This window comes from Flavobacterium macacae (genome assembly GCF_003865365.1).
Classification (GTDB): Bacteria; Bacteroidota; Bacteroidia; order Flavobacteriales; family Flavobacteriaceae; genus Flavobacterium; species Flavobacterium macacae.
In genome coordinates this window covers 26128-52695 of record NZ_RQVR01000003.1, presented here as the reverse complement: position 1 = coordinate 52695, position 26568 = coordinate 26128, and the positions used below count along the sequence as shown (strand labels likewise).

The 26568-nt window shown below is 35.5% G+C and carries 21 protein-coding genes; 11 read left to right on the top strand and 10 right to left on the bottom strand.

Going from position 1 to position 26568, the window contains the following annotated elements; all coding sequences use genetic code 11:
- The first annotated feature begins 371 nt into the window (after positions 1-371).
- The gene (locus EG849_RS03570; protein WP_125011717.1) at positions 372-1550 is read left to right on the top strand and encodes an acetyl-CoA C-acyltransferase; all 1179 of its coding nucleotides are present in this window, start codon (positions 372-374) and stop codon (positions 1548-1550) included.
- A 99-nt stretch (positions 1551-1649) separates the two neighbouring features.
- Positions 1650-2411 carry a C40 family peptidase gene (locus tag EG849_RS03565; protein ID WP_125011716.1) on the top strand — a complete coding sequence of 254 codons (762 nt, stop codon included), beginning with the start codon at positions 1650-1652 and terminating at the stop codon, positions 2409-2411.
- 46 nt (positions 2412-2457) lie between these two features.
- Here EG849_RS03565 and EG849_RS03560 read toward each other — a convergent pair whose 3' ends face one another.
- Complete coding sequence (locus tag EG849_RS03560) at positions 2458-3732, bottom strand: tetratricopeptide repeat protein (protein WP_125011715.1); 1275 nt, start codon at positions 3730-3732, stop codon at positions 2458-2460.
- A gap of 19 nt (positions 3733-3751) precedes the next feature.
- Complete coding sequence (gyrA, locus tag EG849_RS03555; RefSeq protein WP_125011714.1) at positions 3752-6325, bottom strand: DNA gyrase subunit A; 2574 nt, start codon at positions 6323-6325, stop codon at positions 3752-3754.
- A 257-nt stretch (positions 6326-6582) separates the two neighbouring features.
- Here gyrA and EG849_RS03550 point away from each other — a divergent pair, with 257 nt between their 5' ends.
- From EG849_RS03550 to EG849_RS03540, 3 genes are all read left to right on the top strand, one after another.
- Entirely contained in the window at positions 6583-9129 is a 2547-nt protein-coding gene (locus EG849_RS03550) for an ATP-dependent Clp protease ATP-binding subunit (RefSeq protein ID WP_125011713.1), read from the top strand.
- 165 nt (positions 9130-9294) lie between these two features.
- The gene (gene rimK / locus EG849_RS03545) at positions 9295-10665 is read left to right on the top strand and encodes a 30S ribosomal protein S6--L-glutamate ligase (RefSeq protein WP_125011712.1); all 1371 of its coding nucleotides are present in this window, start codon (positions 9295-9297) and stop codon (positions 10663-10665) included.
- 55 nt (positions 10666-10720) lie between these two features.
- Positions 10721-11185 carry a DUF421 domain-containing protein gene (locus EG849_RS03540; protein WP_125011711.1) on the top strand — a complete coding sequence of 155 codons (465 nt, stop codon included), beginning with the start codon at positions 10721-10723 and terminating at the stop codon, positions 11183-11185.
- 57 nt (positions 11186-11242) lie between these two features.
- On the opposite strand, the gene hutH is transcribed toward EG849_RS03540, so the two are convergent.
- From hutH to EG849_RS03525, 3 genes are all read right to left on the bottom strand, one after another.
- A complete protein-coding gene (gene hutH, locus EG849_RS03535; protein ID WP_125011710.1) occupies positions 11243-12751 on the bottom strand; it encodes a histidine ammonia-lyase in 1509 nt (502 codons plus the stop codon).
- Between the two features lie 527 nt (positions 12752-13278).
- Positions 13279-14625, bottom strand: a complete 1347-nt coding sequence (locus EG849_RS03530) for a DEAD/DEAH box helicase (protein WP_125011709.1) — start codon at positions 14623-14625, stop codon at positions 13279-13281.
- 48 nt (positions 14626-14673) lie between these two features.
- The gene (locus EG849_RS03525; RefSeq protein WP_125011708.1) at positions 14674-16212 is read right to left on the bottom strand and encodes a DEAD/DEAH box helicase; all 1539 of its coding nucleotides are present in this window, start codon (positions 16210-16212) and stop codon (positions 14674-14676) included.
- A gap of 196 nt (positions 16213-16408) precedes the next feature.
- Between EG849_RS03525 and EG849_RS03520 the strand changes: the two genes are divergently transcribed.
- A complete protein-coding gene (locus EG849_RS03520; RefSeq protein ID WP_125011707.1) occupies positions 16409-17116 on the top strand; it encodes an endonuclease V in 708 nt (235 codons plus the stop codon).
- Here the strand turns inward: EG849_RS03520 and EG849_RS03515 are convergent.
- Entirely contained in the window at positions 17113-17625 is a 513-nt protein-coding gene (locus EG849_RS03515; RefSeq protein WP_125011706.1) for a DUF6155 family protein, read from the bottom strand. The two genes, EG849_RS03520 and EG849_RS03515, sit on opposite strands and share 4 nt — an antisense overlap.
- A gap of 125 nt (positions 17626-17750) precedes the next feature.
- Between EG849_RS03515 and nhaA the strand changes: the two genes are divergently transcribed.
- The 3 genes from nhaA to EG849_RS03500 are packed head-to-tail and all read left to right on the top strand — an operon-like array spanning position 17751 to position 20638.
- Complete coding sequence (gene nhaA, locus EG849_RS03510; protein ID WP_125011705.1) at positions 17751-19085, top strand: Na+/H+ antiporter NhaA; 1335 nt, start codon at positions 17751-17753, stop codon at positions 19083-19085.
- 14 nt (positions 19086-19099) lie between these two features.
- Complete coding sequence (locus EG849_RS03505; protein ID WP_125011704.1) at positions 19100-19384, top strand: DUF3817 domain-containing protein; 285 nt, start codon at positions 19100-19102, stop codon at positions 19382-19384.
- Positions 19385-20638, top strand: coding sequence for a mechanosensitive ion channel family protein (locus EG849_RS03500; protein WP_125011703.1), 1254 nt, complete (start codon positions 19385-19387; stop codon positions 20636-20638).
- On the opposite strand, the gene EG849_RS03495 is transcribed toward EG849_RS03500, so the two are convergent.
- Positions 20639-21028 carry an acyl-CoA thioesterase gene (locus EG849_RS03495; protein ID WP_125011702.1) on the bottom strand — a complete coding sequence of 130 codons (390 nt, stop codon included), beginning with the start codon at positions 21026-21028 and terminating at the stop codon, positions 20639-20641. It lies immediately after the preceding gene.
- Positions 21029-21433: 405 nt separating this feature from the next.
- On the opposite strand from EG849_RS03495, the gene EG849_RS03490 reads away from it, so the two are divergent.
- Both EG849_RS03490 and EG849_RS03485 read left to right on the top strand, forming a co-directional pair.
- Entirely contained in the window at positions 21434-22705 is a 1272-nt protein-coding gene (locus tag EG849_RS03490) for an OmpA family protein (protein ID WP_125011701.1), read from the top strand.
- 68 nt (positions 22706-22773) lie between these two features.
- Entirely contained in the window at positions 22774-23172 is a 399-nt protein-coding gene (locus tag EG849_RS03485; RefSeq protein WP_125011700.1) for a glyoxalase, read from the top strand.
- A gap of 44 nt (positions 23173-23216) precedes the next feature.
- On the opposite strand, the gene EG849_RS03480 is transcribed toward EG849_RS03485, so the two are convergent.
- The 3 genes from EG849_RS03480 to EG849_RS03470 form a co-directional block, all read right to left on the bottom strand.
- Positions 23217-24017: an META domain-containing protein gene (locus EG849_RS03480; protein ID WP_125011699.1), complete on the bottom strand. Its 801-nt coding sequence runs from the start codon at positions 24015-24017 to the stop codon at positions 23217-23219.
- A gap of 8 nt (positions 24018-24025) precedes the next feature.
- The gene (locus EG849_RS03475) at positions 24026-24445 is read right to left on the bottom strand and encodes an META domain-containing protein (RefSeq protein ID WP_158611912.1); all 420 of its coding nucleotides are present in this window, start codon (positions 24443-24445) and stop codon (positions 24026-24028) included.
- Between the two features lie 92 nt (positions 24446-24537).
- Positions 24538-26565, bottom strand: a complete 2028-nt coding sequence (locus tag EG849_RS03470; RefSeq protein WP_125011697.1) for a hypothetical protein — start codon at positions 26563-26565, stop codon at positions 24538-24540.
- Between the last annotated feature and the right edge of the window lie 3 nt (positions 26566-26568).

Below are 26568 nucleotides of genomic sequence, written 5' to 3'. Positions count from 1 at the left end.
ACAAAGAACTTATCTCTTTTTGCGGTTGCAAATCTAAGGCAACATTCAACAAATACCAAGCTTTTTCCTCTTTTTTTTTACTTTTATTTTCATAAAATTTAAAAAACATTCAGACTCAACAATATACGCAACATCTTTTTTTAAAGAATTCCCCAGAATAACTTCATTTCACCGTTTTTGCTGAAATTTAAACAAACTTAATACTGATGAAAGATTAGGTTTGCACCAAATTTACACTGCCACTATATCGTTTTAGTAAATTTAATTATTAATTTTGCCGACGTAAAGCAATTGAATAAAACATAAAAATTGGTTTTAAAATTGTTCAAAAATCATTAAATTCGCAAAATAATCAAAGAACTAAAACAATTATGAATAAAAAAGTAGTAATCGTAGCTGCAGCAAGAACTCCAATCGGAAGTTTTATGGGAGCTCTTTCAACAGTTACTGCTCCACAATTGGGAGCTGTTGCAATAAAAGGTGCCTTAGACAAAATCAATTTAGATCCAAAATTGGTTGATGAAGTATATATGGGGAACGTTGTACAGGCTGGCGTAGGTCAAGCACCTGCTCGCCAAGCGGCACTTTTAGCAGGATTGTCTAATTCTGTAATAGCTACAACTGTCAATAAGGTTTGTGCTTCAGGAATGAAGGCGGTTATGATGGGCGCCCAAGCAATCATCAGTGGCGATGCCGAAATCATCGTTGCCGGAGGAATGGAAAACATGAGTTTGATTCCGCATTATGTCCACTTGAGAAATGGATATAAATTTGGCCCTGCTTCAATGGTTGACGGAATGCAGAAAGACGGATTGACAGATGCTTACGACAATAATGCAATGGGAGTCAGCGCCGATTTGTGTGCTACAGAATATAAAATCACTAGAGAAGAACAAGATAATTTTGCAATCCAATCATACGAGCGTTCTGCAAAAGCTTGGGAAGCTGGAAAATTTGATAACGAAGTCGTTCCAGTTGCGGTTCCACAAAGAAAAGGAGACCCGATAATGGTGACTAAAGATGAAGAATACTCTAATGTAAAATTAGACAAAATCCCTTCGTTAAACGCTGTTTTCACGAAAGACGGAACTGTTACTGCTGCAAATGCTTCAACAATTAATGATGGCGCCGGTGCTGTAATTTTGATGAGCGAAGAAAAAGCAAAATCTTTAGGATTGACTCCATTGGCCTATATTAAAAGCTATGCTGATGCTGCCCAAGAACCAAAATGGTTTACGACTGCCCCTGCAAAAGCACTTCCGAAAGCTTTGGACAAAGCTGGAATTTCAATTTCAGATGTAGATTTCTTCGAATTTAACGAAGCTTTTTCTGTAGTTGGTTTGGCAAATGCAAAAATCCTAGGATTAGAGAATGACAAAGTTAACGTAAATGGTGGCGCAGTTTCACTTGGACATCCGCTGGGCTGTTCTGGAGTTCGAATCATCATTACTTTAATGAACGTTTTAGAACAAAACAATGCAAAAATCGGCGCTGCAGCAATCTGCAATGGCGGTGGCGGTGCGTCTGCAATCGTGATTGAAAGAGCGTAAATAATAAGCAGAAATATATTACTTAATGATGGATTTTGGATTTAAATGATTTTGTATCTTTAAATCCGGAATTCATCATTTAATTTAACGCAATTGGCAATGTTTGGAATTTGTAATTTAGCCATTATCCCTTTAAGATCAGAACCTAGTGACAGAAGCGAAATCGTATCGCAAGTACTTTTTGGCGAACACTTTACGGTGTTGGAACAAGACAAACAATGGTCTAAAATAAAATTGCATTTTGATGATTATGAAGGTTGGGTTGACGAAAAACAATTCCAGATAATTTCAGAAAATGAGTTCAACCAGCTCTCAAACGAGTCGTTTATTCTAAATGCCGACCTGATTGAATACATAACTTCGCCTGCCAATTTGCTTTTGCCAATTCCTTTAGGGGCTTCACTTTCTTTTTTAAGCAATCCTGGCATTAACAAATCAGGTTTTGAATTTGAAGGAATGAAAATAAGCGGTGTGAAGCCGAAATCAAATTTAATCAATACTGCCTTCATGTATTTGAACGCACCTTATCTGTGGGGCGGAAAAACGCCTTTCGGCATTGATTGCTCGGGGTTAACGCAAATGGTTTATAAGTTAAACGGCTATAAATTACTGAGAGACGCTTCTGAGCAGGCCACGCAAGGAGAAGCTTTGAGCTTTATTGAAGAAAGCGAACCCGGCGACTTGGCTTTTTTTGATAATGAAGAAGGAAAAATTATCCACGTTGGGATTATTATGGACGATAATTACATCATCCACGCCAGCGGAAAAGTCAGGATTGACCGTTTGGACCACTTAGGAATTTACAATGCTGAAATCAACAGGCATACGCATAAGCTGAGAGTCATTAAAAAAATAATTTAAAAAAAATCCCGAAATTACTTTCGGGATTTTTTTTAAATAAAAGCCATTACTTATTGAAGTTTGCTTTCAACGTTTTAACTTCCTCCATCATTTCAAGATAATTATAAACGTTTAACAAAGTAGAATAAACCGCTTCATTTTTTGGTTCTAATTCATTCGCTTTTTGCAAATAAGGCAATGTTCCTTTGAACAATAGTTGTCTTTTTGCTTTCAACTCATCATATCTTTTGTTGTCTTTAGCAGAAGTTCCTAATTTGTTCATTTCTTCAACAATTGCAGGATCAGCTTCTAATTTCATTACCGCAAGATTCAAATAAGCATTTGTATATTTTGCATCTAATTCAATTGCTTTTTTATAATACTTTTCAGCCTCAACATTTTCTTTGGCTTGTGCAGCAATAACACCTAAATTATAGAACAAAGTTGGGTCAGTTGGGTTTTTCTCCAAAACTTTAGTCACCAATTGTTTGTAACCTACTAAATCATTAGCTTTTAAAGCAAGTTCAGCTTCAGTTAAAACCAATGAATCATCATTTGGGTTTGCTACCCTAGCATCGGCAACTGCTTTTCTCGCAGCCGCAACGTCACCTTTTGTATTATAAATTAACGCAATGTTCTTATAAATCTCACCTCTTTTTGAAGGTTCTTGAATTGTTTTTGGAGTATCATAAGTTCCTAATTTCACCATTCTATCTCTTTCAGCAACAGTACTAAAGTTTTCAAACTCATCAGTAAGTTTGTTTTTTGCTGCGTAAAAAGTTGCTTCTCCAGAATAATTCATTTCCTTAAGCTCGTTATAATATTCTAATGCCTTGTCGTATTCAAGTGAATTTACTGCATTTGAAGCTGCGTAATACAAATACACAACATCCTTTTTATCTAAAAGATATGCTTGATACAATTTCTCAGTACCTTCTTTGTATTTTTTTTGATTATTATCCGCAATTGCAGAATTTACTAACAAACTCTTTACAACAGCCAATGAAGCCTCCGCCTCTTTAGTGTATTTTGATTTTTTAGATGCTTTTTCAATATCTAAAAGTTGACTATAGGCTTTTGCTGCATTAACTAAATTATTTCCTTCATCCAATTTTTTCTTAGCCAATTCAAGACTTGAATTTCCTTTCAAGAAATAAAATTGTGCTTTTTGAGAATCATCTGCATTTGCAATTAATCCCTCTGCTTTATCAAGAGAAGCTTTTGCTTCACTTGCATTTCCACTTTTTAAAGCTTTTTCTGCCACTTTCAACTCGTCTTTCTGAGCAAATGTTACGCTCGAAATTAGAAGAGCTGAAGCTAATAATACATATTTACTTTTCATACTTTTTCTTTTTTATAAATTATTCTTCCGTTTCTTGTTCTGGATCTTCAGCTTCTTCCGTTGTTCCTTCCGCAATATCATCAGAAATCTCTGGGTTTGAAATTGCTTCCACATTCAAGACTTCTTCTCCCTCTATAGTTTCTTCAATAACCGCTTCTTCACGGATTACTTTTGTTACCGCCGCAATCGAATCATTTCCTTTTATGTTGATAAGACGAACTCCTTGCGTTGCTCTTCCCATAACTCTCAAGTCAGAAACTTCCATTCTTATAGTCAATCCAGATTTATTGATAATCATCAAATCGTCAGCATCCGTCACATTATTGATCGAAATCAGGCTTCCAGTCTTTTCAGTGATACTCAATGTTTTCACACCTTTTCCACCTCTATTTGTGATTCTGTAATCATCAAGAGAAGAGCGTTTTCCGTATCCTTTTTCAGAAACAACCAGAATTTCACTTTCCATATCATTTACAGAAACCATACCAACCACTTCATCTTGCTCATCTCTCAAAGTGATTCCACGAACTCCAGAAGCGCTTCTTCCCATCGGACGCGTTTTTCCTTCTTCGAAACGAACTAATTTTCCAGATTTTACAGCAATCAAGATTTGGCTCTCACCATTGGTCAATTTTGCTTCTAACAATTCATCATCTTCTTTAATAGTAATCGCGGCGATACCATTTACCCTTGGACGAGAATATTGCTCCAAAAGCGTTTTTTTAACTTGGCCTTTTTTAGTAGCCATAATTACATAATGTGAATTGATGTAATCTTGGTTTTTCAAATCTTGCGTGCAGATGAAAGCTTTCACTTTATCATCGTTTTCGATGTTGATCAAGTTTTGGATCGCTCTACCTTTTGACGTTTTGGAACCTTCCGGTATTTCATAAACGCGCATCCAGAAACATTTTCCTTTTTGCGTAAAGAACATCATATATTGGTGGTTTGTGGCCACAAATAAATGTTCCAAGAAATCTTGATCTCTTGTACCAGCACTTTTTTGCCCAACTCCTCCTCTATTCTGAGTTTTGTATTCAGATAGATTTGTTCTTTTGATATATCCTGCGTGAGAAATCGTGATAACTACGTTTTCATCCGCAATCAAATCTTCAATACTTACGTCACCGCCAGCATATTCAATTTGGGAACGACGCGCATCGCCATACTTCTCTTTAATTTCGTTCAATTCTTCTTTAATCAAGTCCATTCTCATTTCCTTGCTCGCAAGCAATTCTTTCAAATGAGTGATTAATTTCATAATTTCTTCGTATTCAGCACGCAATTTATCTTGTTCCAGACCTGTCAACTGTCTCAAACGCATTTCAACAATTGCTTTGGCCTGAATCTCAGAAAGCTTGAACCTTTCGATTAATTTTTCTTTCGCTTGGTCGGTGTTGCTTGACGAACGGATCAATTGAATTACTTCGTCAATATTATCAGAAGCAATAATCAAACCTTCTAAAATGTGGGCTCTTTCTTCCGCTTTGCGCAATTCATATTGTGCCCTACGAACAACCACTTCGTGACGGTGTTCTACGAAATAATGAATCAATTCTTTTAGATTCAGCATTTGCGGCCTTCCTTTCACCAAAGCAATGTTGTTCACACTGAAAGAAGACTGCAGTTGCGTAAATTTGTAAAGTGTATTCAAAACAACATTTGGAACCGCGTCACGTCTTAAGATGTACACGATACGCATACCGTTTCTATCAGACTCGTCACGAATATTCGAAATACCATCAATTTTCTTTTCATTAACCAAATCAGCTGTTTTCTTGATCATATCAGCTTTATTGACCTGGTACGGAATTTCTGTTACGATAATGCATTCTCTTCCGTCAACTTCTTCAAAGCCAACTTTAGCACGCATTACAATTCTTCCTCTTCCGGTTTTAAAGGCTTCACGAACGCCATCATATCCATAAATGATACCTCCGGTTGGAAAATCCGGAGCCTTGATGTGGTTCATCAATTCGTCAATTTCAATATCTTCATTGTCAATATATGCCAAAGTACCATCGATAACTTCCGTCAAGTTGTGAGGCGCCATGTTTGTAGCCATACCAACCGCAATTCCAGAAGCACCATTTACTAATAAAACAGGAACTTTTGTAGGCATTACTTTAGGCTCTTCTAAAGTATCATCAAAGTTTAATTGAAAATCAACGGTTTCTTTGTCAAGATCAGCCATAATTTCCTCAGAAATCTTACGCATTCTTGCCTCTGTATAACGCATTGCTGCAGGACTATCTCCATCGACAGACCCAAAGTTACCTTGGCCGTCAACCAAAAGATAACGCAAACTCCATTCTTGAGCCATACGAACCATTGCGTCATAAACTGACGTATCGCCGTGTGGGTGATATTTTCCAAGAACTTCTCCAACAATTCTTGCAGATTTTTTGTGTGCTCTATTAGAAAAAACTCCTAATTCATACATACCATAAAGTACTCTTCTATGTACGGGTTTTAAACCATCTCTAACATCAGGAAGCGCTCTTGATACAATTACCGACATCGAATAGTCGATGTAAGATGATTTCATCTCGTCTTCAATGTTAATAGGAATTAACTTTTCTCCTTCAGACATAAGTATTTATATTAAAAATTATATTCGTTTCAAAACGTGCCAATATACGCATTTCAGAACTTTTAAACCCTAATTTTTAACATAAATTTCCGAGATTTATCAACAGCATTCTACTACCTTGTGGTTAATAAATATTCTGATTTAATTTTTATTTCTGATTATTTTTTTGTCACTTAGCTGTCAGTACTTATGTCAGGGTATGATTTTTGCAATCTCCAACACATAATTATTAATTTCAAATACCAATAGTATATATTATGGATGATAATTTTTCACCAAGAGTTAAAGATGTAATCACTTACAGCAAAGAAGAAGCCTTGCGTTTAGGCCACGACTTTATTGGTACAGAACATCTAATGTTGGGGATTTTGAGAGATGGAAACGGAAAAGCAATAAGTATACTGAATAATTTATCAATAGATTTAGAGCATTTGCGCAGAAAAGTCGAAATTTTAAGCCCTGCAAATCCAAATGTTGAAGTCAGCAATGAAAAGAAAAACCTTCATTTAACCCGTCAAGCCGAAAGAGCCCTGAAGACGACTTACCTGGAAGCTAAAGTTTTTCAAAGCCCTTCAATCAGCACTGCACATCTTTTATTGTGCATTTTGAGAAACGAAAACGATCCCACAACCAAGTTGCTGAATAAGATGAAAATCGATTATGACGTAGCTAAAGAACAATACATAAATATGACACCAAACAGCGAAGAAGAATTCTTGAATGATTTGCCGAAAAACGAGTCGTATAATGACGATTCAGGACAAGATGACAGTTTAAAAGAAAGCGCTTTCAATACGCCAGCAAACAAATCGAACAAGAAATCAAAAACCCCGGTTCTTGATAATTTTGGACGCGATTTGACAGAAATGGCCGAAGAAGGAAAATTAGACCCTGTGGTGGGGCGTGAGAAAGAAATCGAGCGTGTTTCACAGATTTTAAGCCGTAGAAAAAAGAACAATCCGCTTTTAATTGGAGAACCTGGAGTGGGGAAATCTGCGATTGCAGAAGGACTTGCCTTGCGAATTATCCAAAAGAAAGTTTCTCGTATATTATTCAACAAACGTGTCGTAACGCTTGATTTGGCGAGTTTAGTTGCTGGAACAAAATACCGTGGCCAGTTTGAAGAGCGCATGAAAGCCGTGATGAATGAATTGGAAAAGAATGATGATATTATTCTTTTTATTGATGAAATTCACACCATCGTTGGTGCTGGTGGCGCAACAGGCTCTCTTGATGCTTCCAATATGTTCAAACCAGCTTTGGCAAGAGGTGAAATCCAATGTATTGGCGCTACAACTCTTGATGAATACAGACAATATATTGAGAAAGACGGCGCTTTAGAAAGACGTTTTCAAAAGGTGATTGTGGAACCGACTTCGGTTGAAGAAACAATTACGATCTTGAACAACATCAAGAACAAATACGAAGACCACCACAACGTAATTTACACACAGGAAGCCATTGAAGCTTGTGTAAAATTGACGGATCGATACATGTCGGAGCGTTTTCTTCCAGACAAGGCGATCGATGCTTTAGACGAAGCAGGTTCTCGCGTGCACATTACAAACATTGATGTTCCAAAACAAATTTTGGATTTAGAACGCCAATTGGAAGAAGTTCGCGAACTTAAAAATACGGTTGTCAAAAAACAGAAATATGAAGAAGCCGCTAAACTTCGCGATGATGAAAAACGCATCGAAAAAGATTTGGCGATCGCGCAGGAACAGTGGGAAGAAGATTCAAAAAACAACCGAATAAAAGTAACCGAAGACAACGTCGCCGATGTCGTATCTATGATGTCTGGCATACCTGTAAATAGAATTGCTCAAACTGAAAGTAATAAATTAGCTAAACTGCCTGAACTTATTGAAAATAAAGTTATTGGACAAAAAGAAGCAGTATTAAAAATTGCCCGTTCAATCCAAAGAAATCGTGCTGGATTAAAAGATCCAAATCGCCCTATCGGTTCATTTATTTTCTTAGGTCAAACTGGTGTTGGTAAAACGCAATTGGCGAAAGTTTTGGCAAAAGAATTATTTGATTCTGAAGATGCTTTGGTTCGTATCGACATGAGCGAATACATGGAGAAATTTGCGATTTCAAGATTGGTTGGTGCGCCTCCAGGATATGTTGGATATGAAGAAGGCGGCCAATTGACCGAGAAAGTTCGTAGAAAACCATATTGCGTGGTGCTTTTAGACGAGATTGAAAAAGCGCATCCAGATGTATTTAATATGATGTTGCAGGTTTTGGATGATGGATTTTTGACCGATAGTTTAGGCCGCAAGATCGATTTTAAAAACACGATAATCATAATGACTTCTAACGTTGGAGCGCGTCAATTAAAAGATTTTGGACAAGGCGTTGGTTTCGGAACAGCTGCAAAAACAGCGCAATCTGACGACTATTCAAAAAGCGTTATCGAAAATGCCTTGAAAAAAGCCTTCGCCCCTGAATTCCTGAACAGAATTGATGACGTCATTGTTTTCAACGCTCTTGAAAAAGAACATATTGATTTGATTATTGAAATCGAATTGAAAAAATTATACGCTAGAGTTTCTGAATTGGGCTACAATTTAGAATTGTCTGAAAAAGCAAAAGCATTTATTGCTGACAAAGGTTTTGACAAGCAATTTGGAGCAAGGCCATTAAAAAGAGCGATCCAAAAATATGTAGAAGATGCTCTTGCAGAAGAAATTATCACTTCCAAAATTTTGGTCGGAGATTTAATATATATGGATTTAGACGAAGCAGCCCAGGAACTTACTGTTGATGTAAAAAAAGCAGAAAAACCAACAAGCTAAACGATTCAGACTTACATATTGTAACCGCAAATTCTAGATTTAATTAAAAAATCTGTGAATTTGCGGTTATTTTTTTTCTTAAAATCAACCATAATAATAACCTAAAATTATTATTACATTCTAAAATAAGTAGTACTTTAGTTGGTCGATATCAATAAACTAAATATGTCCGCAAGTAAAGTTATTCTTGGAAGCGAAGAATGGTGCTCGTTTCCCGAACTAGGAATTCCAACCATAAAAGCCCGCGTCGATTCTGGCGCAAAAACGTCTGCACTTCACGCAGTTAACATTTCTCCTTTCGTCAAGGAAGGTGAAAACTGGGTCAAGTTTGACATCAATCCCATTCAAAATAATCTAAAAACAATCATCCATTGCGAAGCGCGCTTGATTGATAAAAGAGTAGTGAAAAGTTCCAGCGGTTTCCGCGAACAGCGTTATGTAATCTCGACTTCTTTGGTTTTCGGAAATGATAATTGGCCTATTGAAATGACCTTGACCAATCGAGATTCAATGGGTTTCCGCATGCTTTTGGGGCGTGAAGCCATGAGCGGACGCGTTTTGGTAGATCCAGAAGAAAAATACCTCTCGGGACAGCCTACCTCTGAAGAATTAAATGCATTATATCCAAATTCTGAAAAAGAAAAAAACGGTTTAAAAATAGCCGTTTTAGCCAGCAATCCCGAATTGTATTCGAACAGAAGAATTATGGAAGCCGGTGAAATTCGTGGCCATGAAATGCATTTTTTGAATATCAAGGAATGTTATATGAAATTGGATGCCACAAAACCTGAAATCCATTATAGAGGTGGAAAAATCTTGAGTGATTTTGATGCCGTAATCCCTAGAATTCGCCCAAGCATTACTTTTTACGGATGCGCCCTGACACGACAATTTGAAGCAATGAAAGTGTTTTGCCTGAATTCCGCTTCAGCAATTACGCAGTCGCGCGACAAATTATATTCTCTGCAATTGTTATTAAATCACGGCGTGGATATCCCAACAACCGGATTTGCAAATTCACCATTGGATACTGACGACCTGATTAAAATGGTAGGCGGTTCTCCCCTAATCGTAAAATTACTAGAAGGAACACAAGGAAAAGGTGTCGTTTTGGCAGAAACAAAAAAAGCGGCAGAATCAGTAATCAATGCCTTTAAAAGCTTAAATGCTAATATTTTAGTACAGGAATTCATCAAAGAAGCCAACGGAAAAGATATTCGCTGTTTTGTAATCGACGGAAAAGTGGTTGCAGCAATCCAAAGAGAAGCTTTGCCAGGAGAATTTAGGGCAAATATTCACTTGGGCGGCACCGCTTCGATCATCAAAGTGACTGCCGAAGAAAAAAGAATCGCGATTAAGGCTGCAAAAGCAATGAATTTAAAAGTAGCCGGAGTTGATATTATCCGCTCTTCAAAAGGACCACTTTTATTAGAAGTGAATTCTTCTCCAGGTTTGGAAGGAATTGAAGGCGCTACAAACAAAGACATTGCAGGAGAAATGATTAAAGCAATCGAGAAAAATTTTAAATGGAAATAAATAAGTGAACCCCTATTTAGATATAATTCTTCGAAGCATTTCCGTATATTTTTTTATGGTCATCGCTTTGCGCATTTTCGGAAAAAAGGAATTATCGCAACTAAATACGGCGGATATTATTCTAATTTTATTAATCAGCAATTCGGTACAAAATGCAATGGTCGGAAGCGACACTTCGCTTTGGGGCGGTTTGGTTGCGGCCGGCGCTTTATTTGTAGTGAATTTTATCCTGAAGAAATTGATGTTCCGATTTAAGGGATTGAATAATTTACTACAGCAGAAACCGGAAATTCTAATTCACAACGGGAAATTGGAATTTAAAACCTTAAGCAAATTAGGAATTACATCCGAAGAACTGACTGAAGCAATGCACGAACACGGCGTTGAATTTTTTAAAGACGTAAAGTTAGCGATGTTAGAAATGGACGGTAATATCAGCATCATTTCTGGAAACGAAAATTTGAGGAAATCGCATTATAAAAGAAAACGAAACCACAAATCATTAGGTGGAATTGACTAAAAACAAAAAAGTTGGCCATCAGCCAACTTTTTTGTTTTACAATTAATGTATTATAAATTAATTTTGAGTACTTTCATCAATCTGAAAGCTCTTTAAAAATGCAATCGTCTTCTCAATGTCATAATGCAAAATTCGATCTTCGCTGACTAACGGCACTTCTTCTCTATATGATTTCAAGAACATTTCAATAAAATCGCTTGATTTCAAAGGCTCCCTGAAGTGAATTGCTTGCGAAGCATTCATCAATTCGATCGCCAAAATGCGCTCCAAATTATCCATAATTCGCAATGCTTTTGTTGCACCATTTGCCCCCATACTCACGTGATCTTCTTGTCCGTTTGAGGAAACAATGCTATCGATACTTGCGGGAGTCGCCAATTGTTTGTTTTGGCTGACGATACTTGCAGCCGTATATTGCGGAATCATAAAGCCAGAATTTAATCCGGGATTATCAACCAAAAATGCAGGCAAACCTCTCAATCCTGAAATCAATTGGTAGGTTCTTCTTTCTGAAATACTTCCTAATTCTGCCAAAGCAATCGACAAGAAATCCAGCGCCAAAGCCAAGGGCTGGCCGTGAAAATTTCCACCAGAAATAATTTGGTCTGTCTCAATAAATACATTTGGATTATCCGTTACCGAGTTGATTTCAGTCTTAAATACTTTCTTTACATAATCAATCGTATCTTTAGATGCGCCATGTACTTGCGGAATACAACGGAAAGAATAAGGATCTTGAACGTGTTTCTTTTGTTGTTCAATAATTTCGCTTCCTTCTAAAAATTCTGAAACTCTTTTTGCTGTCACAATCTGACCTTTATGCGGACGGATATAGTGGATCAATTCATTAAAAGGTTCGATTCTTCCGTCAAAACCTTCCAAAGAAATGGTTCCGATTAAATCAGCTAAATACGAATATTTTGTAGCTTTAATCAAAATATGGGCGCCAAAAGCATTCATAAACTGCGTTCCGTTTAAAAGCGCCAAGCCTTCTTTAGATTTTAGCGTGATTGTTTTCCAACCAAAATGGTTCAAAACATCAATCGCCTGCTGTTTTTTTCCGTTGAAATAAACTTCACCTTCACCAATCAAAGGCAAAGACAAATGCGCCAACGGAGCCAAATCTCCCGAAGCGCCAAGCGATCCCAATTCATAAACCACCGGATAAACTTCATTATTGTAAAAATCAATCAAACGTTCCACCGTTTCCAACTGAACGCCAGAATACCCATAACTTAACGACTGAATCTTCAGCAAAAGCATCATTTTTACAATCTCTTGAGAAACTTCCGCTCCTGTTCCACAAGCGTGCGACTTCATCAGGTTTTCTTGAAGTTTAGTCAAGTTTTCGTTTGAAATTTTTATATTGTATAACGATCCGAAACCCGTGTTTATGCCATAAATCGGATCTTCATGAGATTCCATTTTCTTATCTAAATAAGTACGGCATTTCTGGATATTCACCTTAGCTTCCTCAGAAAGAGCCAGCGTTTTATGGTGATTTAAAATTTCTTCAAGATGTTCTATTGTAAGTAATTCTGCACTTATATAATGTGTATTGTCCATTTTATTTGTAAATATTGATTCTTCAAAATTCCGATAATAAGGCCAAATAAACAACTATTGTGAATAACATTATCCGTTAAATTTAATGAAATCATAAATAATCATTGGTTTTATAAAGTTAGAACCATAATAAATTATTCACAAAAGTATTTCCTAATCTTTATTTGGTAAATCATCATACCTCATTGGAATGCGAGGCTCTCTCACAAATGATAGAGGACGGCAGAAATGCCTTTAAAAAGCAACCAAAATTATGAAATACCTCAATTGTTTATTTTTTTCTTGGCTTACAAAGGAGTAAAAATAGACAAATAAAAAACTTGTCTTTTCGCACCCCTGTGGGAATTTCACAACTCTTTGTGCAAGAATTTTAGCTGAAAAATGAGGCCTTCCATTGCAGAAATAAAATTTGTTCGTATTCTTTCTCCAATGTAGAAGCAGAGAAAGTAATTGGAATATAAAAAAAGCTTAAAAATCATTACTTATGATGATTTTTAAGCTTTTTTATTACTGTAATTATTTTGAATTTATTTCTTCTTGAACTTCTTATTTGGTTCCTCCGTTTTTGCAACAACAGGATTTTTGGTTTGTAAAAGTTGGTGCGCCAAGAGTTTTTCAATCAATTCGTCTTTGGTCAAATGATGAAAAACAGTCTTGATTTTATCTTTAAATTCTTTTGAAACCTCATGATTTGGTTTGGTTTTGAAAATCTGTTTTGCCCATAAAAAAGTATTATTTTCCTCAATACTTTCTGCCGATGGCTTTTTAAATTCACTAAACTTGATTCCTAATTCTTTTTCAAAATCAGCAATTTCAATCACTTCTTCTGGTTGCAAAACCGTCAATGAAAGGCCCTTTGCTCCCGCTCTTGCAGTTCTTCCGCTACGGTGAACATACGCTTCATACGTATCTGGAAGATGGTAATTTACTACGTAAGCAATTTCTTTTACGTCAATTCCACGCGCCGCCAAATCAGTTGCAACCAAAATCGAAATATGTCCCTCGCGAAATTGCTCCATAATTCGGTCACGGATTGGCTGGCTCAAGCTTCCGTGCAAAGCACCAGAAGAAAATTTATTTATCGCTAAGTTTTTAGCTAATTTATTTACGGCCGCTTTGGTTTTGCAAAAAATAATACCGCGCTGTCCTTCCTTAGAATTTAAAAAATGCGTCAGAACATCCAGCTTTTCTTCTGGTTCCACAACAATATAATTGTGGTCGATTCCCTGATTTCCAGAAGTGGCCATATCAGCGCTAACTTGCGTGATATTTTTTGACATATAATTTTGGACCAACTGCTTAATCGCTCCTGGCAAAGTCGCTGAAAACAACCAAGTTCTTCTGCTTTTTGGCAATTCAGAAACGATTTCATCCAGACCCTCTTTTAACGCAGACATCATTTCGTCAGCTTCATCTAGAATCAAAAACTTACAGTCTTTGATATTAATTGCTTGTCTTTTTATCAAATCGATCAATCTTCCTGGAGTAGCCACAACGATGTGTGCTCCTTGTGAAATTCTTTCGATTTGTGGTTTTATGGGAATTCCTCCGCAAGTCGCTGCAATGGAAATCGACGGCATAAATTTGGCGAATGCCACTAAATTATCATAAATCTGATGACCTAATTCTCTTGTCGGGACTAAAATTATGGCTTGAACTTTTTTATCTTCAGCATCAACTAATTGCAATAAAGGCAAACCAAACGCAGCCGTTTTTCCAGTTCCTGTTTTGGCAAGACCTACAAAATCTTCCGTTTTATTTAATAAAACCGGAATTGCTTTCTCTTGAATTTCCGTAGGAACAGAAAAATTCAATTCATTGATTCCTTTAATAATCTCGGCTGAAAAGCCAAATCCTGAAAATGCGTTAGCCATAAGTTTGTTTTATTTAAGTGAAAGGCGTGTAATTGATTGAGAAAAAAATCAATCTGGTTCGTTCATGATTTTTTCCCTGTATTTTTTTCCTAATAACAAGGCAAGCTTTAATTTGTAATCTTCCATCAGCCATTCGCGGTAATTTTTACTGCTTTTGCTCAAGCAATTTGTAAAATATTTTACGCGGCTTTCGATATCATCGTCTAATTCTTTGCATAAATTTTTTGCTTCGCTCAACGTTTCAGTATTGTCCACGCACATCGAGGCGTGTTGGTCAATGGATTTATCCAAAACCACTTTTGAACGTTCATTTTTGGCGATAGCCATTTTGTGCTCTTCATCAACATCAAAAGTTACATCGGCCGTTTTGCTGAACTTGGCACGCAAATCTGGTGGCATCGTGTATTTAAAATGCAATTCGATTTCGGCATCATCACGCAGATTTTCTAGATAAAATTCTGGTGATTTAAAAATGTGCTGCCAGTCAATCGGTTCGCTCCAAAGTCCGAAACGTGCGGCGTTATTTCCTAAATCAATTACTGTAAAATTATCTTTTCCATGCAATTTTCTAGAACCGCGCCCAATCATCTGAAAATATAAAGTCAATGATTTTGTAGCACGATTTAAAATAATGGTTTCCACCGTTGGTTCGTCAAAACCAGTTGTCAAAATCCCGACAGAAGTCAAAATTGCGTCAGGCGTATGCTTGAACCAAGACAAAATATCCTTTCTGTCTTCGGTTGTCGTCGTATTATCTAAATGGCGAATTTCATAACCGGCTTCTCTAAAAGTTTCATACACATATAAAGAAGTGTTGATTCCGTTATTGAAAATAAGCGTCTTTTTTCCTAACGATTTTTCAGTGTAAGCGTGCAATAATTTCTCTTGCATCGCCATATTAGTATATAAATCATCAGAAGATTTCACGGTATAATCTCCGTTAATACCGACTTTCAGCGAAGTTAACCCAACGTCATAACTATAGGTAACTGCTTTTGCTAAAAATCCGTTTTCAATCAATCTGTTAATCGGGTCGCCCACAATAAGTTCGTCATAATTTTCATTCATCGGAAGCTTAATGTTAGAGCTCAAAGGGGTTGCCGTAACTCCTAAAATGAATGAATTCTTGAACGATGTCAGTAACTTTCTGAAGGAGTTGTAGTGCGCCTCATCAATGATCACAAGACCAACGTTATCAATCTCTAATTTCTCGTCATTTAACCTGTTTTTCAAGGTTTCAACCATCGCCACGAAGCAAGAATATTCTTCTTGGTCAGGCAATTCTTTAATGACGCTGTTAATGATTTTGTTTTTGACATTAAAGCTTTTCAGCATCTTTGAAGTCTGCTTGCAAAGCTCGATTCTGTGTGTCAACACCACCACTTTTTTATTGTATTCTGCCAAATATCTTCTAACGATTTCTGAAAAAATTACAGTCTTCCCTCCTCCTGTGGGAAGCTGGTACAATAAGTGGTGATTTTTTGGAGCGTTCTCTAATCGGTCAAAAATAGCATTAATGTCCCCTTGTTGGTAGTCATAAAGCTCTTTTTTCTCTTCTTTTTTAATCTCTGTAGTTGTATGGGACATTGTGGTTTTTGATAATTTGCAAAAGTACGTCTAAAAAAGATAAAATGATACTTGCAGATTTCATAATTTCAAATATTAGCAAAAAAATTTATAAAAACATTGGCTAATCATATAACAATTAAGGATTTTATAATTTTTACTTTTGCATATTCTGTAAGATTTATAGGAAATATTTTTATAATCCATTTTTGAATTTATGCTGAACGATGATGATTTCACGATAGAAAGCGCCACATTTCTTCAAAATGAGATGAGAAAATCAATTTCATTAAAGACCCTAAATAAAAATATTACCACGATTGCCGGAGCCGATATTTCGCACGATGTTGGCAGTTCGAAATTATTTGCAGGAATCGTGATATTGAGTTATCCCGAAATGGTTCCATTATCTTATTCTTTAGTGGAAGGCGAATCGAAGGTGGAATATACTTCAGAATTTTTAGCTTTTAGAGAAGTGCCGACGTTGCTCAAAGCTTGGGATCAAATTCCGAATAAACCTGATTTACTGATTTTAGACGGACAAGGAATCACGCATCCGAGGCGAATGGGAATTGCATCGCATTTTGGTTTATTGACAGATCATCCGACGATTGGCTGTGCCAAGAATATGCTTCACGGAAAATACAGCGCTTTAGAAGATGAAAAATTCAGTACTTGCCCGATTTATAAAGGAAGTGATAAATTAGGTTATGCTTTGCGAACTAAAAATAATGTAAAACCAGTTTTTATTTCTCCGGGACATCATATTTCGGTGGACGATAGCATTGAAATAATGCTGAAGACGATTTTAAAACATCGCATTCCTGAACCCACGAGACACGCGCACCAAATGGTTAATTTGTTCAGAACCGGCCAAAGAAAAGAAGGCTATTTTGAATTGAATTGCCAGCTTCCGTTGTTTTAATCAAAAATATCTAAAACACGTTCAAACTCTTCCCTATTTTCCCACTTTTGGGCCAAGGCTTTGTCTTTTACCTCAAAAATTCTTGATCTGTATTCAGAAACCAACCCGTTTTCAATGGAATATTTTACGACTTGCTCAAACGAATTGAGCATGCTTTTATAAAATGAAGAATAACGCATTTCGCGTTTGGCAGCATATTTTTGGGCCACTTCAATATTGTGCAGCATCAAATCAGCGACCACAAAAGCATCAACGCCCAGACTCAGAAAATGCTTGATGATTTTTTGGGCAGTGGAACGCCGCAATTTTGGACGCTTCCCTTTTAACGGAAAATATTCATTGGTGATTTTCAACTTTGATTCTTGCAAAAGCTTTTCCTCTTTTGGATTAAATACAAAATCATAATACACTTTTACGTCTGAAAATTTCTCATAAAGTTCAAGCAGCTGTTCTTCAAGTTGCCCTTTATCTAATTCTTTCAGATATTTTTTTAAATCTCTTTTGCTCATTCTTTAAAATCGCTTTTTTTACAAAGATAACATAAGGTTTTATAATAAATTTAATAAAATCAATGCCTTGCAGGTTTTTAATCCTCAATGGGAATGCCTAAATTTGCCAAATTCAAAACTTACAAATGAAATACGAAATTACCCCAACACCCGCCGAAAAATGGATCATAAATCCAATTAGTAAATTTATAAGCAAGTCTACCACTGGAGGAATTGTACTTTTTGTTGCTGCAATTTTAGCCATTTTTCTTGCAAATTCACAATGGAAAGATGCTTACCATCATCTTTGGGAACACAAAATTGGATTTATCTTTGACGGAAACTCTTATTTAAACTTGAGCCTTCACCATTGGGTAAATGACGGTTTGATGGCGATTTTCTTTTTTGTAGTCGGTTTAGAATTAAAAAGAGAAATTATCGGCGGTGAATTATCTGAGCCTAAAAAAGCACTTTTACCGATTGTTGCCGCAATCGGAGGAATGATTTTTCCAGCATTGATATATACCATTTTCAATTTCGGGACAGATTCTGGCCATGGTTGGGGAATTCCAATGGCGACTGACATTGCTTTTGCTTTGGGGGTTTTATATCTATTGGGAGATAAAATTCCGGCGACCTTAAAAATTTTCTTGACCGCGTTGGCTATTGTTGATGACCTGGGAGCCGTTTTGGTGATTGCCTTTTTTTATACGGCAGAAATAAATTTTCTTGCTTTAGGAATCGGCTTGGGATTTTTAGCCTTCCTATTTATGTGCAACAAATTAGGTGTCCGAAATATTCTTTTCTTTGCCATTATAGGGATTTTAGGCGTTTGGCTTCCGTTTTTGCTTTCAGGAGTTCACGCTACCATTGCAGCCGTTTTAGTTGCTTTTACGATCCCTTCTACTTCAAGAATTGATGAAAATTATTTTACTTTAAAAATCCAAAAATATCTTGGCCATTTTAAAGAATTAGACACTACTGACGCACCAATGCTTACGGAAAACCAAATTCATGTTTTGCAAGAAATGGATGTTACAACAAAAGATGCCATGTCACCCTTGCATCGATTGGAACACAGCATGCATTCGTTTGTGAGTTTTATTGTGATGCCTGTTTTTGCTTTAGCGAATGCCGGAGTTACCTTTTCGAACGACATTATTGCCAATGCAACCAGCAATGTCACCCTAGGTGTTGTTTTAGGTTTAATTGCAGGAAAAGTGATTGGCGTTTTTGGAGTTTCTTCGCTTATGATCAAATTAAAACTTTCAATGCTTCCGGAGGGAATGACCTATAAAAGCTTATTTGGCGTAGGCCTTTTGGCATCTATTGGTTTTACCATGTCCTTGTTTGTGACCAACCTTGCTTTTAACAATCCCGAGTATGAGCTGCAAGCCAAGCTAGGCATCTTTATCGCATCCTTAATTGGTGGGATTTTTGGATTCATCATCCTTAATAAAAACCGTAAATCAATTTCTTAACACAAATAAATACAATGCTTAAACTTTTTAAAATTGTCGCTGTTCTTGAGGGAATTTCCTATTTAGCTTTATTTGCAAATATGCTGATCGTCAAAAACATGAACCTAGATTTATATAAATCGTTGCTTTTCCCCATCGGTATGGCACACGGAGTTTTATTCATCGGCTACATCATTCTTGCTATAATGCTTAAAATGGAAGAAAACTGGGATTGGAAAAAATTCTTCATAATTGCTATCGCATCTGTGATTCCACTTGGCACATTTTACATTGAAAAAAAATATCTAAGCACAACCTAAATGAGTGAGAAAATATTTAATTGGACCTATACTTTATTTAAAAACTGGGGTTACAGTGAAACGGTTTCGGCGTATGCAAATTTGTTCGTCAATATCATTTTGCTTGTATTTTGTGTTTTTATCATACATTATATATTCAGAAAAATATTAATCGAAATTTTTGGCATAATTGCTTTGCGAACAAAAACGGAATTTGATGACCTTCTTGTGGCCAATAAAACCGCAAAATACATTGCCTATCTGATTCCGTTGCTGTTTGTAAATTTTATCGTCCCGGTAATTATGAAGAAATTTGTGTATTGGGAAGGGATTTTCAGCAAAGGCATTGAAATTTACATCGTCATTTTAGTGCTGTGGATCATCCGAAGTATTTTAAATGCAATAAAAGACCATCTTAAAAAGTTGCCTGATTTCAGCGATAAGCCCATCGACAGCTATGTTCAGGTGGTAATGATCATTCTTTGGGTTTTTGGAATCACTTCAATGATTCTGATTATTTTCAATACTTCAATTACAAATATTTTTGCCACTTTCGGAGCAATTTCTGCGATTGTAATTTTAATCTTCAAAGACACTATTTTGGGTTTTGTGGCCAGCATTCAAGTTTCTGTAAACGATTTGGTTCGAATTGGCGACTGGGTGACTTTTGAAAAATTTGGTGCTGACGGAGATGTTATTGAAATTAACCTGGCTACCGTAAAAGTTCAGAATTTTGACAAAACGACGACTACCATTCCTACTTACAGCCTGATTTCTGATTCGTTTAAAAATTGGCGTGGCATGCAAAATTCGGGCGGAAGACGGATCAAGAGGTCCATTTTAATTAAAGTAAACAGCGTACGGTTTCTCCATACGGATGAATTGGAAGGTTTGAAAAAAATTCAACTCATTTCTTCCTATCTGGAGCACCGCCAGCAAGATATTGAGAAATACAACTTAAACAACAATATTGACAAAAGCCTGAAAATCAACGGTCGAAATATGACCAATTTAGGCATTTTCAGAAAATACATCAACCAATATTTAGCGACACATCCAGGAATAAATAAAGATATGTCAATGATGTGCCGTCATTTGCAACCTACAGAAAAAGGCATTCCGATTGAGGTTTATGCTTTTTCAAACGATAAAAGATGGATCAATTATGAATATATTATGGCTGATATTTTTGACCATATTATTGCTTCGGTTCCCTATTTTGATTTAGAAATCTATGAATTGCCATCAGGAAAAGGAATTTTTACAGAAGAATAATTACTTTTTCACTCTGTCCTTAATGAACTCAATTGCCGTTTTTCCGTGCATTGAAGGACGGCCGAAACTATCAAGATTTACCATTGTAATTGAATTTACTGTGATAATCGTTTCTTTTGTCATAATGTTTCGTACCTCGCATTTTAAAGTAATTGACGTTTTGCCAAATTTCACAACATCAATACCGATTTCAATTATATCACCTTGTTTGGCAGAACTTACAAAATTAATTTCTGACATGTGTTTGGTAACGACGCGTTCATTTTCTAATTGGATAATTGAATAAAGCGCGGCTTCTTCATCAATCCAAGCTAATAATTTTCCTCCAAATAAAGTATGGTTCGGATTTAAATCTTCGGGTTTTACCCATTTTCTACTGTGAAATCGCATTATTTAAAAAATATTTTTATGATGTAAATGTAGCAAATTGCAGATAATTTGAGCAATATTACATTAAATTAATATAGTGTTACACTTGTATGTCCTAGTCATCATCTCGAACGACTACAAAATCCTAAAACACTAATTTATAGTATTTGTAATTGATAATTTCATAAGTTGCTGTAATTCAAAATTATAATTAAACAATCCTAAAGATAATTTATAATTTATGTTAAATTTTATGATAATCAAATGTTATAGAATTACTAAAGATACCTTAAAGGTGGGAATTATGTAACATAAAAGCGAAAATGTTAAAGCGTATTGCCCTATCTTTGTCAAGAATTTTAAAATTAAAAAACTTACAAAACGAATTAAATCTAAAAACTTTAATTTAAAATCCAATTCACAATTATGAAAAAGAACTTACCATTATTCTCGTTTTTGTTGCTTTCATTAGCAGGAGCAAACGCACAAGAAATGACTACAACTACAGCAGTTGAAACTACCGAAACAGTTCCTTATGACAGATGGTCGATCGAATTGAATGGTGGTGTTAACAAACCAACTAGAGCGATGACTTCTGGTTATTATACAGAAACTTTAAACTTCTTCCACGCTGATTTAGGTGTTAGATATATGTTTAATCCAAAATTTGGTTTGAAACTTGATTTCGGTTATGATAAATTTCAAGAGCACGATGATAGCGCTCCATTCGAAAGCACTTATTTAAGAACGAGCCTTCAAGGGGTTATAAACTTAGGAAGGGTTTTAAATTTTGAAACTTGGACAAATACTTTCGGTTTATTAGCTCATGGTGGATTTGGTGTTTCACAATTAACAGCACAAAATGGTGGATTTGATGGTGAAGACTATATGGGTAATGGTATCTTGGGATTGACAGGTCAAATCAGATTAGGTAACAGCGTTGCTTTGACAGGAGATTTAACAGGTATTGTTAACGGTAAGCAAAATAACAACTTTGACGGAAGAAGCACAGTTTCAACGGGAGCTTTTGACGGAGTTTTATTAAACGCATCTGTAGGTTTCACATTCTATCTTGGTGGTGCTGAAAAACATGCTGACTGGTATTCTGAAGACAAAAGCAAAGAACTTAAAGAATTGGAAGAAAGAGTTGGTTTGATTGAAACTGGTCTTGCTGATTCTGATAAAGATGGTGTGCCTGACATGTATGATTTAGAGCCAAACTCTATCGCTGGAGTTGCTGTAAACACTAAAGGGCAGTCTATCGACAGAAACCAAAATGGTGTTCCAGACGAATTGGAAAGCTATTTAGATAAAACGTACGGACAAAACGGAAAAGGTGCTACAAACGGTACTATTGAAGAATTAATCAACGGTGGATATGTAAATGTTTATTTTGATTTCAATTCTACAAAACCAACAAATGCTTCTCTTTCTGGTGTTGACTTCTTAGTTAAATACATGAAAGCTAATCCTTCTAAATCTGCTAGCATCATTGGATATGCTGACGAAATTGGAGATTCTAACTACAATAAAGATCTTTCTCAAAGAAGAGCTGACGCAGTTAAAGCTGTTGTAACAAGCGCTGGAATTGATGCTTCAAGATTGACAGTTATTGGTAACGGAGAAGATACTTCTGTTAACAAAAATTCTAAAGAAGCGCGTCAAATCGTAAGAAGAGTTACTTTCCAAGTAAAATAATTTCTTCATAAATATTTCTAAACCGCTGTAGCAATACAGCGGTTTTTTTTTATCTTTAAAAGAAAACTATGGAAAATAGAGACGCTTTCATTGCTGAATTCAGACGAGAAACTCTAGGAACAGTTTCAAGCCAATCATCACCAGATGAAGTTTTTCAAAATCAGGTCTTGCGCCCCATACTAAAATTGCAAAATGATCTGTTTATCGAAGTTTTCAAAAATTATATCTCAAAATACAAGAATGATTTTTATTCGTATTCTGTAGAGAAAAAAATAACTTATATTGAGAATTCCATACACAAAGACATCAAGTTCAGAAACTCTTTAAAAGGCATTGTCATTGGATTATTTACTATTCAAGAATACAACACATACATTCAAAATTCTTCATCATTGAACAAGCGAATGATGAATATGCTGATGGAACGGCTGAAAAACCAAATGCAGTTATTTGAATTACAAGAATAAAAAAAGAGGCTTTGAGCCTCTTTTTTATTTTTATATAGTAAATTCTAATCTACTTTTCTGAATATCGCTTTGGTGCCTTCAGGATTAAAAAGATATAATTTATTGTCTTTTAATTCATATCGCGTAGTACTTTCCAAGGCTTTTACTAAAGTTTTCTCTGTTTTAAAATTATCACACATCATTTCAGTAGTCACAATATCAGTAAATCGCAACAAATCATTTTCAAAAAATAGCTTTCCACCTATTGAATTGCAACCTGCCAATCCAGAAAAGCGCGCCTCTTCTGCAAAAATTTCTAAATTCGGAACTCCTTTTTTAAAATCTTCAGGATCAATTTTTTTTCCTTCAACTTCTTCCAAAGCCCAAATGTCGTGCAATCTATAATCGATAATATAATTGCCACAGCCCGTTAAAATTTGCTCTTTAGAATCACCTCTTTTCAAAATTCCTTTTACCGAATATTTATGAACTCTATCAGACATTCCATCAGAACAATCGCCTAGTATAACCGTAAATTCAAGTGAAATCGAATCCGTTTTCACTCTGTAATTCAAAATATTCGCATCCATTGCTCGATTTGGTTTCACAAAAGCAACCGCAAAATTTTGATCTTTTTCAGGAACGGTAAATTTTATTGAATCTTTTGAAATTTCAATACCCCAAAAAGGTTCCGTTCCAACAGCTTTAAAATAGGCTAATTTAGATTCTTCTGCTTTTTCCGCTGTCGGTTTTTCAACTGAACTAGAATCTGTTTTCGACACTTCTCCTTCTGAAGGTTTTGGTTTGCAACTGGCAAATAAAAATACTAACGCAAGAACTACGATACCGGAATTGAGATGCTTCATTTAACTCTTTATTTTTTCGTAAAACATAAAACTTTATTACCACTTCCGTCGTAAAAGTAAAGTTTGTTTCCTAATTTAAATTTCTGAACCGTATTAAAAGCAGTGGTAAATTGATTTTCTCCAGAACCTTCACAAGCCATTTTGGTTTGTGCAAGGGGTCCAAAAGTAATTTTATCTTCTTCCACTTTAAAAGTCCCCGAAATTGAATTACAACCCGAATTACCAGAAACCCTGCTTTCTGATGGATCAAATTTTAGTTCAGGAATCTTTGCGTAGTCTGGTTTATTGATTGCTTTTCCGTTAATTTCAGCTAATTCCCAGCTTGATTTTGAAAGTTCGGTAACTGCTTCTGCTCCTTTTTTGCAACTGCACGACTGTAATCCCGCTAACACGATAACGCAGATAACCGCTAAAAATTTTGTTTTCATAGTATTGATTAATTTTGGTTCCATATAAATTTACACAACTTTATAGCAAGAAAGAATCCATTTAAGAAAGATTTCAGAAATTTGAAGGGTAATTACAGTAATCCGTGGTATTTTCGAATAAACCATTCTGATGCCAAAGAAATTCCGATCAGAACTAAAAGCCAAATCCAATCCACTAACGGCGTTTTTTTGACAACTGCTTTTTGAACCGCTTTATAATCCTCATTTTCTAATAAAGATTTTACCAAATTATCGACTTGATTTGGATGGAAAACGTTTCCTTGAGTTTGTGAAGCCAACTGGTTTAATTTTGCCAAATCCGGATTCACAAATTGCTTTTCAATATCAAAATCCAAGACTTCAAAGAAACCATTGTATGTTGCTTTTGATTTTAACTCCGTTACTTTAAAACTATATTCTCCCGCTGAAAGTCCGTCAAGATTGACTTTATACGAATTATTAGATTTTAATAAATCGTAGTTTTTGGTCTGTTTTGTCGTTTTATTTTTCAATGAAATGGAAAGTCGCGCATTTTCATCAAACTCATAGTTTTTATTAAAATATTGCGCGTTGATTTCAATTTCTTCGCCTGAATTATAAAAACTTTCGTGATTGACAGCCAATGATTTCTTTGAACTATTGGAAGCTAAAAACTGAATGGTCTTGTCTACAAAAACATCAAATTTATCAAAAGACTGATTATCGATATGGCTTTGCAATCTCCATTTCCAGATATTTTCTCCTAACAAAAAAGCATTACGTTTTCCTTGATTTTCGGTGTAAGCAAATAAGGGAAAACCAGTAGTTACGTTTCTGATTCTTGAAGAAAGCAAGACATCCACATTTTCTTTTACCGTGACATTTCCAAAGGAATTTTGTAACGGAGGTAAATTTTCAAAACCAATATTGTCAATCGCAAAAAGATTAAATTGAGTACTGAAATCAGCCAAATAATCTTCCTTTTGATTGCTCATTTTAAACTGCAAACTGTTCTGATATTGATTCAAAAAATTAAAATCAGTGTTGGTTCCGGTTATAATCCAAGTGTTTAAATTGGCATTTTTATTGGTTTCAAAAATCGATTTGAATTCAGAAGTTGGTTGGTATAAAATCAAAACATTGTAATCTACTAATGAATTGATTTGATTTGGCTTAAGTATCGTTACCTTACGTTGCTGATTCGTTTCAATTGAACGTTTCAAAGCGCCTAAATCAGGATGATTTATGGTAGAAATTAACGCTACCTCGGATTTTTGATCAATGACTTCTACTGCAAAATTCTTTATATTATTATAGGTATTTTTCTCTGATTCTTTTGAAGAAATGGAAGCTTTGAAAACTTGAACGCCAACATTATTTGCCGGCAATAAAATATTTAAAACCTGAGATTTTTTGCTTGGAGAAAAAGAAACACTTTGCTTGCTTAAAACAGAATTTCCTTGTGAAATACTGAAATCAGCTGTGATATTTTTTGTTCCAGAGTATTGAAGAAAAACTTCTACCGGAAATTTATTTTTATGGAAGGCATATTTATTGACATTCAGCTGATTGATTTTTAAATCTAAAAATGTCGTGGTGTCACCCAAAATTATGGGATACACTTTGTTGTTTGGGTTAAAACTGTACACATAATCATTACCCGAAGTTTGGTTTCCGTCGGTTAAAATTACCGTTGGAAATGTGCTGTTTTTATTTGTGCTTTTTAAGTTTTTGGCAACTTCGTCAAGATTGGTTTGGCTTCCCTTGAAGTCAAATTTTTCGGAAATTTCTACTTCATTCGAAAACTGATAGGATTGAATTTCAAATTTTTCTTGTAAGTCTTTGTTTGAAACTAATTTCTTGTAGATTTCTAAGGAAGTTTCATTTGCCTTTAATTCAGAAATCGAACTTGAATTGTCAACAACGATTGGCAAAGGTGTTTTTACGATTTCAAAAATGTTGCTTGTTATCTTTGGATTGATCAGCAAAAGCAAAATCCCGAAAATGGAAAAAAATCGCAAGAATGCTAAAAGCAAAGTTGTTTTTGTTTTGTTCTTTGCTTTAAAATAATATTGAAAAAACGACAAACCTCCTGCTATTAGTATTGAAAGTAAGATTAATAGGATGGTGTTTGTTGTCATTTA

Bases quoted from the DNA above. Each gene is read 5' to 3' on its own strand.
- EG849_RS03525 (WP_125011708.1), bottom strand. From the start codon at position 16,212: ATGTCCCATACAACTACAGAGATTAAAAAAGAAGAGAAAAAAGAGCTT.
- EG849_RS03475 (WP_158611912.1), bottom strand. From the start codon at position 24,445: ATGAAAACAAAATTTTTAGCGGTTATCTGCGTTATCGTGTTAGCGGGA.
- EG849_RS03550 (WP_125011713.1), top strand. From the start codon at position 6,583: ATGGATGATAATTTTTCACCAAGAGTTAAAGATGTAATCACTTACAGC.
- EG849_RS03470 (WP_125011697.1), bottom strand. From the start codon at position 26,565: ATGACAACAAACACCATCCTATTAATCTTACTTTCAATACTAATAGCA.
- EG849_RS03540 (WP_125011711.1), top strand. From the start codon at position 10,721: ATGGTCATCGCTTTGCGCATTTTCGGAAAAAAGGAATTATCGCAACTA.
- hutH (WP_125011710.1), bottom strand. From the start codon at position 12,751: ATGGACAATACACATTATATAAGTGCAGAATTACTTACAATAGAACAT.
- EG849_RS03560 (WP_125011715.1), bottom strand. From the start codon at position 3,732: ATGAAAAGTAAATATGTATTATTAGCTTCAGCTCTTCTAATTTCGAGC.
- EG849_RS03530 (WP_125011709.1), bottom strand. From the start codon at position 14,625: ATGGCTAACGCATTTTCAGGATTTGGCTTTTCAGCCGAGATTATTAAA.
- EG849_RS03565 (WP_125011716.1), top strand. From the start codon at position 1,650: ATGTTTGGAATTTGTAATTTAGCCATTATCCCTTTAAGATCAGAACCT.
- EG849_RS03570 (WP_125011717.1), top strand. From the start codon at position 372: ATGAATAAAAAAGTAGTAATCGTAGCTGCAGCAAGAACTCCAATCGGA.
- EG849_RS03495 (WP_125011702.1), bottom strand. From the start codon at position 21,028: ATGCGATTTCACAGTAGAAAATGGGTAAAACCCGAAGATTTAAATCCG.
- EG849_RS03485 (WP_125011700.1), top strand. From the start codon at position 22,774: ATGGAAAATAGAGACGCTTTCATTGCTGAATTCAGACGAGAAACTCTA.
- EG849_RS03505 (WP_125011704.1), top strand. From the start codon at position 19,100: ATGCTTAAACTTTTTAAAATTGTCGCTGTTCTTGAGGGAATTTCCTAT.
- EG849_RS03515 (WP_125011706.1), bottom strand. From the start codon at position 17,625: ATGAGCAAAAGAGATTTAAAAAAATATCTGAAAGAATTAGATAAAGGG.
- EG849_RS03480 (WP_125011699.1), bottom strand. From the start codon at position 24,017: ATGAAGCATCTCAATTCCGGTATCGTAGTTCTTGCGTTAGTATTTTTA.
- EG849_RS03520 (WP_125011707.1), top strand. From the start codon at position 16,409: ATGCTGAACGATGATGATTTCACGATAGAAAGCGCCACATTTCTTCAA.
- gyrA (WP_125011714.1), bottom strand. From the start codon at position 6,325: ATGTCTGAAGGAGAAAAGTTAATTCCTATTAACATTGAAGACGAGATG.
- rimK (WP_125011712.1), top strand. From the start codon at position 9,295: ATGTCCGCAAGTAAAGTTATTCTTGGAAGCGAAGAATGGTGCTCGTTT.
- nhaA (WP_125011705.1), top strand. From the start codon at position 17,751: ATGAAATACGAAATTACCCCAACACCCGCCGAAAAATGGATCATAAAT.
- EG849_RS03490 (WP_125011701.1), top strand. From the start codon at position 21,434: ATGAAAAAGAACTTACCATTATTCTCGTTTTTGTTGCTTTCATTAGCA.
- EG849_RS03500 (WP_125011703.1), top strand. From the start codon at position 19,385: ATGAGTGAGAAAATATTTAATTGGACCTATACTTTATTTAAAAACTGG.